The 8,474-nt window shown below is 30.0% G+C and carries 8 protein-coding genes; 7 read left to right on the top strand and 1 reads right to left on the bottom strand.

Features of this window, described 5'->3' with window-relative positions; genetic code table 11:
• Positions 1-195: 195 nt before the first annotated feature.
• The 3 genes from J7M77_RS00160 to J7M77_RS00150 are packed head-to-tail and all read left to right on the top strand — an operon-like array spanning position 196 to position 1,514.
• Positions 196-507 carry an AAA family ATPase gene (locus J7M77_RS00160; protein WP_296874821.1) on the top strand — a complete coding sequence of 104 codons (312 nt, stop codon included), beginning with the start codon at positions 196-198 and terminating at the stop codon, positions 505-507.
• Positions 508-531: 24 nt separating this feature from the next.
• Complete coding sequence (locus J7M77_RS00155) at positions 532-987, top strand: GyrI-like domain-containing protein (RefSeq protein ID WP_296874819.1); 456 nt, start codon at positions 532-534, stop codon at positions 985-987.
• Between the two features lie 44 nt (positions 988-1,031).
• Complete coding sequence (locus J7M77_RS00150) at positions 1,032-1,514, top strand: hypothetical protein (protein WP_296874817.1); 483 nt, start codon at positions 1,032-1,034, stop codon at positions 1,512-1,514.
• Positions 1,515-1,579: 65 nt separating this feature from the next.
• Here J7M77_RS00150 and J7M77_RS00145 read toward each other — a convergent pair whose 3' ends face one another.
• Entirely contained in the window at positions 1,580-3,328 is a 1,749-nt protein-coding gene (locus J7M77_RS00145) for a M24B family metallopeptidase (RefSeq protein ID WP_296874815.1), read from the bottom strand.
• A gap of 386 nt (positions 3,329-3,714) precedes the next feature.
• Between J7M77_RS00145 and J7M77_RS00140 the strand changes: the two genes are divergently transcribed.
• The 4 genes from J7M77_RS00140 to J7M77_RS00125 are packed head-to-tail and all read left to right on the top strand — an operon-like array spanning position 3,715 to position 8,347.
• Entirely contained in the window at positions 3,715-4,023 is a 309-nt protein-coding gene (locus J7M77_RS00140; protein ID WP_296874813.1) for a hypothetical protein, read from the top strand.
• 12 nt (positions 4,024-4,035) lie between these two features.
• Positions 4,036-5,067 (top strand): V-type ATPase subunit, encoded by a 1,032-nt coding sequence (locus tag J7M77_RS00135; RefSeq protein ID WP_296874812.1) that lies wholly within the window; start codon positions 4,036-4,038, stop codon positions 5,065-5,067.
• Between the two features lie 13 nt (positions 5,068-5,080).
• Positions 5,081-6,442 carry a V-type ATPase 116kDa subunit family protein gene (locus J7M77_RS00130; RefSeq protein ID WP_296874811.1) on the top strand — a complete coding sequence of 454 codons (1,362 nt, stop codon included), beginning with the start codon at positions 5,081-5,083 and terminating at the stop codon, positions 6,440-6,442.
• Between the two features lie 12 nt (positions 6,443-6,454).
• Complete coding sequence (locus J7M77_RS00125) at positions 6,455-8,347, top strand: V-type ATPase 116kDa subunit family protein (RefSeq protein WP_296874810.1); 1,893 nt, start codon at positions 6,455-6,457, stop codon at positions 8,345-8,347.
• The last annotated feature ends 127 nt before the right edge of the window (positions 8,348-8,474 follow it).

Below are 8,474 nucleotides of genomic sequence, written 5' to 3'. Positions count from 1 at the left end.
TGTCGTAACATATATTTTAATAATAGTAAGCAAATAAAAGCTCAAACGAGCTTTTTTTGTTTTTTAAAGGAAGTAAAGATTATATTGAAAATTTTGATAAAATAGTTATTTTTCCATAAAATGACTTTTAAATATAGCTATGATATAATAAAAGTAATTAAAGCGAAAGGAAAGATGATCGTGAAGCGGATATGTATGGGCATTGAAAATTTTAAAGAATTAATTGATTATGATTATTATTATGTTGATAAAACAATGTTAATTGAAGATGTCTTAAATGATGCAGTAATGTTATATTCTAGACCAAGAAGATTTACAAGGCCATGTATTATCTTAGAATGTAAACATAGTAGTGGAATTGGAAATCTTATTAAGGATAGTCAAAAAGCAGCTAAACAGATAAAAGAAAAACAGTATTCAAAAGACTTTTTAAAACTGGGATATCCTGAAGTATTAGGTTATGGAATATCTTTTTATAAGAAACAATGTATTATTACTAAAGCATAATATTTAAATTTTGTGAGGGATAAGATGTATAAGATAATCAAGAAAGAATTTGTGGTTATTGGTAAAGAGGGGTCAACGTTAGATGGTGATGGATTTATCCAGAAATTATGGATTGATGCTAATAGTCATTTTGATGAAGTAGCCGCTTTAACAAAAAAAGATGCAAATGGTAATATTGTAGGAATATGGGGTGCTATGTCTGATTTTTCACGTTCATTTAAACCGTGGGAAGATGATTTTAGTAAAGGATTGTATCTAGCTGGAGTAGAGTGCGATGATAATGCTAAGGCACCCGATGGCTGGACAAAATGGATAATTCCTAGTTATGAATATATTGTTGTTGAAAACCATGATGGCGCATTTAAAAAAACGATTAAACAATTAAATAAAGATAATCTTTCTTTAGTTGGAGCTGTTCATGAATATACTGATCCAGTAACGGAGAAAAACTATTTATATTTTCCAATAAGAAAAATTTAATTAAATATGGCTATGGAAATAATTTAAATTTGTAAGAGGTGAATATGATTGCAAAAGTAGAAAATGAAGAAAACTTTGATGAATTAACACCAATAATAAAAGCAAAGTTAAATGAATTAGCCAAAATAGGTAATCAGCTTGAAACTAAAGAAGAATATGAACAAGCTTTACAATTATGGAAAGAAGCTTTAACCTTAATTCCTAAGCCACAACAGTTTTATAGTGAAGCTGTCTATTTTTTAACAGCTATTGGTGATATTTATTTTCAAAGACATCAATATAAAAAAGCCTATGAGTATTTTGATAAAGCAAGGGGTAATTTAAGTGGTGTCGGATATAAAAATCCTTTTGTTATGATGCGCTTGGGTGAGTGTTGTTTAGAAATTGGGAATGAAAAAAATGCTCTTGAATATTTACTTAGAGCTTATATGTTGGCTGGAAAAGAAATATTTGAACCCGATGAAAAGGGTAATGATGATAAAAAGTATTTTGAGTATTTAAAAAATCATGTTAAAAATATTAAATAAATATATTTTGGTAATAGTTTAAAATAAATAGTAAAGAAAAAAGCTCAAAGCGAGCTTTTTTTGTTTTATTCTTTAATTAATAAGTTAGCTTGTAACCAACTTCGTTCTTCATTAGTTAGATATGGAGCAACTTGATCAAATACTAATTGTTGATATTCGTTTAATTGTTTAATTTCATGATTGGATAATAAATCAAGATCTAAACCATCTAAATCAAAAGGAACATAAGTGATTGGTTCAAATTTTAAAAATTGACCATATTCATTATTAGTAACTTCTACACATAATAATTCATTTTCATGGCGAACACCATGGCTGTTTTCAACGTAGATACCTGGTTCATCAGTGGTGATCATTCCTGGTTTGAAAGCACACATTTTCGCAAATCCAGGGCGATCATGTGGTCTAAAGCCATTAGGCCCTTCATGAACATTTAAGAATTGACCGACACCATGACCAGTACCGCAGCGATAGTCAAGATTATATTTATAAACAATTTCACGAGCTAATAAATCTAAATTAGGACCGGTAGTTCCCGCAAGAAAATGAGCGTCTTGTAAACGCAACATTGCTTTTAAAGCAACTGTGAAATCACGACGTTCTTGATTAGTAATTTTACCTAGGACAAAAGTTCTAGTAATATCAGTAGTACCATCAAAATATTGACCACCAGAGTCGATTAGTAACATGCCTTCATTAGTAACTTTTAAGCAGTTTTCAGGGCTTGCTTTATAATGCATTAAAGCAGCGTTTTCTTTATAAGCACAAATAGTATCAAAGCTTAGATCATAAAAATCACGCTGTTCTTTTCTAAAAGCTGCTAGTTTATCAGAAATACTTACTTCATCCATTTCAATTTTACCAACATTAGTTTTTAGCCAGTGCATGAATTTAGTTACCGCTACACCATCTTTTAAATGAGCATTTTTAGTTGCTTTGATTTCGGTTTCGTTTTTAATAGCTTTGAACATCTGGGTTGGATTTTCACTAGCTACAATTTCACAGTTTAAATTACGATAGATTTCATAATTAACGATTTGTGGATCTAGTAAAACTTTACCTGTTAATTTTTTGACATCTTCATAGATATCATTATATCCTTTAATATAAATACTATCACGTTTTAAAATAGCTTCTACTTTTGCATCTATAACTTGATCTTGAACATATAAATAAGCATCATTTTTATTAATCAAGGCATAGGCTAAGATAACGGGATTACAAGGAACATCGTTACCGCGTAAATTAAATAACCAGACAATATCATCTAAGCTTGTAATAATATGATGATCACAGTCATTCATTGCTTCTTGTAATCGTTGTAATTTAGAAGTTCTAGATTCTCCACAATATTTTTCTTCATAGATAAATGCTGGTTCGTGACTGATTTCAGGGCGGTCATGCCAAATTTTAGCTACTAAATCAACATCACTAATAATTTTGTTTTGGATATTTTTAACTTCTGCAGCAGACATTACTCGACCGTCAAAACCAACTGTTTTATCTTTATTTTGGTCTAGATACTCATTGATTGAAATAACACCATCTAATCCCATTTTCATTAATTTGATACCAGTATTGGCGGTTTGTTTTTCCCCTTGGATATGATAGCGGCCATCGACCCATAATCTTACTTCATCTAAACCGACAATTAAAGTACCAGCTGAACCCGTAAATCCAGACATGTATTTACGGCCACTAAAATATTCACCAACATATTCACTTTGATGATAATCACTAGTAGGAATGATATAAAGATCAATTCCGTTTGCTTTCATTAATTCTTGTAACTGTTTTATTCTTTCTTTTATCATATTTATAACCTCACTAAATAATACTTTAGCACAAGTTATCTTTACTCTCAAATAAAATTGCCAATAATTTGTTATCTATGATTAAATTATCAGGATATTGGTTAAAGTAGTAATAGATAAATGCTATTAAATGGATTTATTGTTTATCTTAATTAAAATGAAACCTGAATTTAGCGTTAAGAAAAAAAAGATTGAATATTCAATATAAATATTTGCTTATCAAAATCAAATAGATAAAATTGATGTTTTAAAATAAAAAAACCGGTATTTTTATTTTAAAAATGAGATTAATAAAATTTAAGAATTTTTTTAATTTTGGTTAATTATTAACGTTGCATTTTTAAAATTTCGGAGTATACTAGACACAAGTAAAGGGGGATTATGTTATGGATGATGTAATTCAAAGACTAGTAGACGTTGACCGTCAATGCGTTGAACGAGTTAAAGCTGCAAAGGCTAAAAAACTTGATATTAAAGCAAATATGAGTGCTAAAAGAAAAGAAATTTATGATAGTTTTGTTTTGGAACAAAAGCAGAAAATTAAGGAACATAAAGAACAGTTAGTTAATCAAAACGAAGCTGATGCGAAACTTCTAGAACAAAGTTATCAAGATCGTTTAGTTAAATTAGAAAAATTATATAACGAAAATAAAGAACGCTGGGTAAGTGACATTGTCACTAGATGTTTAAAGTAAGAGGTGATAAAAATGGCTTTATCGTCAAATGCTTTATGTGCGAAAGCAAAAGCGATGTATGGTAATCGTTTAAGTGAAGAAGCTTATAGTGAGCTATGTCGAAAACAAACACTTGGTGATATGGTCACTTATTTAAAAACGCAAACTAATTATAGTGATTCGTTAAAAGATATTAATGTTCGTAATGTTCATCGCCGCCAATTAGAAGCGGCTTTGAATAAAGAATATTTTGCTCGTTGTGCCCGATTATTAAAATATGCACCAACTAAAAATCTGGATTTTTATCGTCAGGAAGTTGTTGCAGTTGAAGTTGAGCTAATCGTTGATAAAATTATTAGTATCAAAGAAAAGGATCAGGCAAGCTTTACTTTGGAAATTCCTGATTATTTGGCAAGTAAGTTAAGTTTTAATATTTATGGCTTGATCAATGTTGATAATTATAAAGATTTAATTACTTATTTAAGAGGTACGCGTTATTACAAAATCTTAGCTGATTTTGATTTTACTGCACCAATTGATATTAATGCATTAGAAAGAAAGTTAAAATCTTTATTTTATCAAACATACGAAAATTTAATTAAAAGTAATTTTAAAGGTCGTGAACAAAGAGAACTGCTTGATTTGATTAATACTTCAATTGAGCTAGCAAATATTACTAAGATTTATCGGTATAAAAAATATTTTAATGAATCTGAAGAAACGATTCGTAATTCGCTGTTTCTCGAATCTTCACGGATTCCTCGAAGAATGTATGATAACTTAATTGCAGCACGTGATGCTAAAGAGATGGCTAAATTGTTAGCGGAGTCAAAATATCAAGTGTATTTAGGTGATCACGATTATCCGTATATTGAATATTATATTGAAGAAGTTAAATACAATATTGCAAAAAGACATATGCGTTTTTCGGGAAATGCCCCACTTGTTTATTTGACTTACACGATCCTTCAAAAAGTAGAAATTGCGAATTTAAAACATATCATTGAAGGAATTAGATATGGTCGTGAGGCATCAAACATTGAAGAAACGTTGATTTACGCTTAGGAGGGCATTATTTATGGCAATTATAAAAACACATTTCTTTAATATTTCTTTTGAACCAAAAGATTTAATTAAAATGTTGATCAAAATGACAGAATATCAAGATGAGATGTTTCCTCAAGATTCTAAAAAGATAGTCAATAATGTTAAAGGGGTGTCAGTGATGGATGCAAATAATCCTTATAATGATACTCTTGATGGACTTTATCATATTTTAGATCGTTTACAAATTAGTAGTAATATTCAAGATAATGAATATAAAGAAGTTAACGTTCATTTGATAAATAATTTGATTGCAGAAATTGATGAAAAAATTGATAATATTGTTGATATCAAAGATAATATTGTCAAAGAAAAAGAAGAAAACGATCAGGCGATTGCTTTATTGAAACATATCCAAGAATCTGACATTAGTGTTGATGATGTTAAAAACACTAAATATATTGCTTGTCGGTTTGGAAGGATGCCAATCGCGGAGTTTGATAAAATAAAATATTATCGTGATTATGAGTTTATTTTTAAAGAATTAAGTCGTAATTCAAGATATGTATGGGTTGTATATGTTGGTTTAACTAAAAATATTTATGAAATTGATAATGCTTTTTCTTCGATGTCATTTGAAACAGTTGAATTACCTGATTTTGCTCATGGTAAAATTGAAGAAGCAATTAGTGAACTTGAAGAAGAAAGCGCAGCAATGAAAAAATATATCAATAAAATGGAAGTTAAACTAGAAGATGTAAAAAATGAATACGCTAGTCAGTTACAAGAAATGCTTACTAGAGTTTATAACTTGAAAAAACTTTATGATAAATGTTGTTATGTAGTTGATTTTTCACATAAAGCAGCTATTTATCTTTTTACAAGTTTAGATATAGATGAAATAAGAAATAGATTTAGTGATGTTGATAGTGTAAAAGTTATTGAACTTCCTAAAGATATTTATGAAAATAGAAATATTGTTGCCCCAGTATTAACTAAAAATAATTGGTTAACGGAGCCTTTTAGAAATATTTTGTCTATTCAGACTGGAGATCGCTTTGATCCATCAGCGTTTGTGGCAATTATAACGCTAGTGATTGGAGCTATTTGTCTTGGTGATATTGGAGTTGGATTGTTGTTGATTGTCCTTGGATTTTTAATGACAATTAAAAAGACCAATAAATTTGGTCAAATTCTTAAATGGGTTGGTTTTGCAGTTTTATTAGGTGGTTTATTTTATGGAACTGTGTTCTATCAAATGCAGGCGTATACACCACTATTAGTAATGCCGATTCATATAGTTCATACTCTACTATTTGGCGTGGCAGTCTGGATTGGATTAATAGTTGTACTGTTGATCGTTAAAAAGGTGATGCGCAAATCAATTAAAGTGTAGAGGAGGGGTATAATGGCGATTACTAAATTAGATCTGCTCAGTATCAATTTTGATAAAGAACATTATAATGAAGTCCTGTTGAAACTATTTGAACATGATGACTTTCATCCAGAACTGGCAACAAAATTTATTGATTCAGTTACTGGTCTTAGTGTTTATAATCAAGATAATTTATATGAGGAGATCTTAGTAAGACTAAGTGATGCAGCAAGTAAGTATCAATTTGAGTTAAAAGAGGTCCCTGTCAAGAATAATCAGATCAATGTTTTAGGAGTCAAAGAATACTTAGATGATTTATTGCTTGATGTTGAAAGGATCGATGCAGTTAGAGTTCAGCTAGAAGCTATGATCGTTGAAAACCAGGAAGCAATTATTCAGCTTCAACACGTAGCTGATATTGATGTTGATTTTGATGATTTATTTAGTTGCGAGTATTTAAAAATTAGATTTGGTAAGATTCCGGTTAATAATGTTAATAAGTTGGATTATTATGAATCGTTACCGTTTGTTTTCAAAGAATTTGAAAACGATGGACATTATATTTGGTGTATGTATATCACTACTCCAGGCGATGCTCCTGAAGTTGATAATGTCTTTTCATCATTATATTTTGAAAGAATTCATATTCCTAATTTCGTTCATGGTTCGCCCGAACTGGCAATCGGTGAAATTGAAGAAGAAGCTCGAGTAGCCAAAGAACACAGTATTAAATTAAAGGGTAGAATTGAAAAGCTATTTAGTGATGATGCTAATAAGTTAAACGAAATTTATACGATTGCTAAGCATTTAAATGATGTAGCAATCATGCAAAAATATGTTGTTGTAATTGGGGACCGGTTATCGGTTAATGGATTTGTTCCAACTAAAAAAGCTAAACAATTTAAAGCTGATTTTGAGCAAATTGGAAATGTTTATGTCGATGATAAACCGGCTAATAGCGATGTTCGTTTAGATCCGCCAACATTACTTAAAAATAACTGGTTTTCAAAACCGTTTAGAATGTTTGTGGAAATGTATGGGGTACCTAAATATAACGATGCTGATCCAACGATGTTAGTGGCTTTGTCATATACATTATTATTTGGAATCATGTTTGGTGATGTTGGTCAAGGGGCTATTTTATCAATTGTTGGCTTCATTGCTTATAAACAGTTTAAACTGCGTTTAGGAGCTGTGGGAATGCGTTTAGGTATTTCAAGTATGCTTTTTGGGGTGGTTTTTGGTTCGGTATTTGGTAGTGAAGAAATTTTAATACCGATGTTTAATGCGATGTCACCGGATAATACGATGACGTTATTGATTGCAGCAATTTGTTTAGGAATTATTTTGATTATTATTTCAATGGGATTCAATGTTATTTTGAATTTTAAGAAAAAGAATTTAGGCGAAGCCTTATTAAGTCAAAATGGATTAAGTGGACTAATCTTCTATATTTCGATTTTAGGATTAGTTATAAATATGTTTTTAGGATTAGGATTTGTAAACATAGTTTATGTGCTTATCTTAATTGTTGTTCCTTTACTATTAATTTTCTTAAAGGAACCATTGATTCGAAAATTTGAAGAAAATGAAAAAATGTTTCCTAATGGATTCGGGGCGTTTTTTGTAGAAGGATTCTTTGAATTATTCGAAGTTGTTTTATCATTTATCACTAACACCATGTCATTTTTACGGGTTGGGGGATTCGTTTTATCTCATGCCGGAATGATGCTGGTTGTATATACTCTAGCGGGAATGGTTGGAGGCGTTGGTGAGTACATTGTTATCGTTATTGGTAACGTGTTTGTAATGTGTCTTGAAGGACTAATTGTGGGAATTCAAGTACTTCGTTTAGAGTTCTACGAAATGTTTAGTAGATATTATGAAGGAAACGGAATTCCATTTAGAACTATTAAAGAGGATTAAAAGTTGAGGAGGAAGTCATTATGACAGTTTTAGAATTTATTTTACCAGCATTAGTAGTTATTTTATTATCATTACCATTAATTTCAGTATTTAAAGGAAAAGTAAGTGTTAAATCAGCAAAAATTAG

This window comes from Thomasclavelia sp. (assembly GCF_017889095.1).
In the GTDB taxonomy this organism is placed as follows: Bacteria; Bacillota_I; Bacilli_A; order Erysipelotrichales; family Coprobacillaceae; genus Thomasclavelia.
This window is presented reverse-complemented; position numbering and strand designations above follow the sequence as displayed.

Excerpts from the sequence above, each read along its gene's own strand:
- J7M77_RS00150 (WP_296874817.1), top strand. The coding sequence starts at position 1,032 with ATGATTGCAAAAGTAGAAAATGAAGAAAACTTTGATGAATTAACACCA.
- J7M77_RS00155 (WP_296874819.1), top strand. The coding sequence starts at position 532 with ATGTATAAGATAATCAAGAAAGAATTTGTGGTTATTGGTAAAGAGGGG.
- J7M77_RS00125 (WP_296874810.1), top strand. The coding sequence starts at position 6,455 with ATGGCGATTACTAAATTAGATCTGCTCAGTATCAATTTTGATAAAGAA.
- J7M77_RS00160 (WP_296874821.1), top strand. The coding sequence starts at position 196 with ATGGGCATTGAAAATTTTAAAGAATTAATTGATTATGATTATTATTAT.
- J7M77_RS00130 (WP_296874811.1), top strand. The coding sequence starts at position 5,081 with ATGGCAATTATAAAAACACATTTCTTTAATATTTCTTTTGAACCAAAA.
- J7M77_RS00135 (WP_296874812.1), top strand. The coding sequence starts at position 4,036 with ATGGCTTTATCGTCAAATGCTTTATGTGCGAAAGCAAAAGCGATGTAT.
- J7M77_RS00145 (WP_296874815.1), bottom strand. The coding sequence starts at position 3,328 with ATGATAAAAGAAAGAATAAAACAGTTACAAGAATTAATGAAAGCAAAC.
- J7M77_RS00140 (WP_296874813.1), top strand. The coding sequence starts at position 3,715 with ATGGATGATGTAATTCAAAGACTAGTAGACGTTGACCGTCAATGCGTT.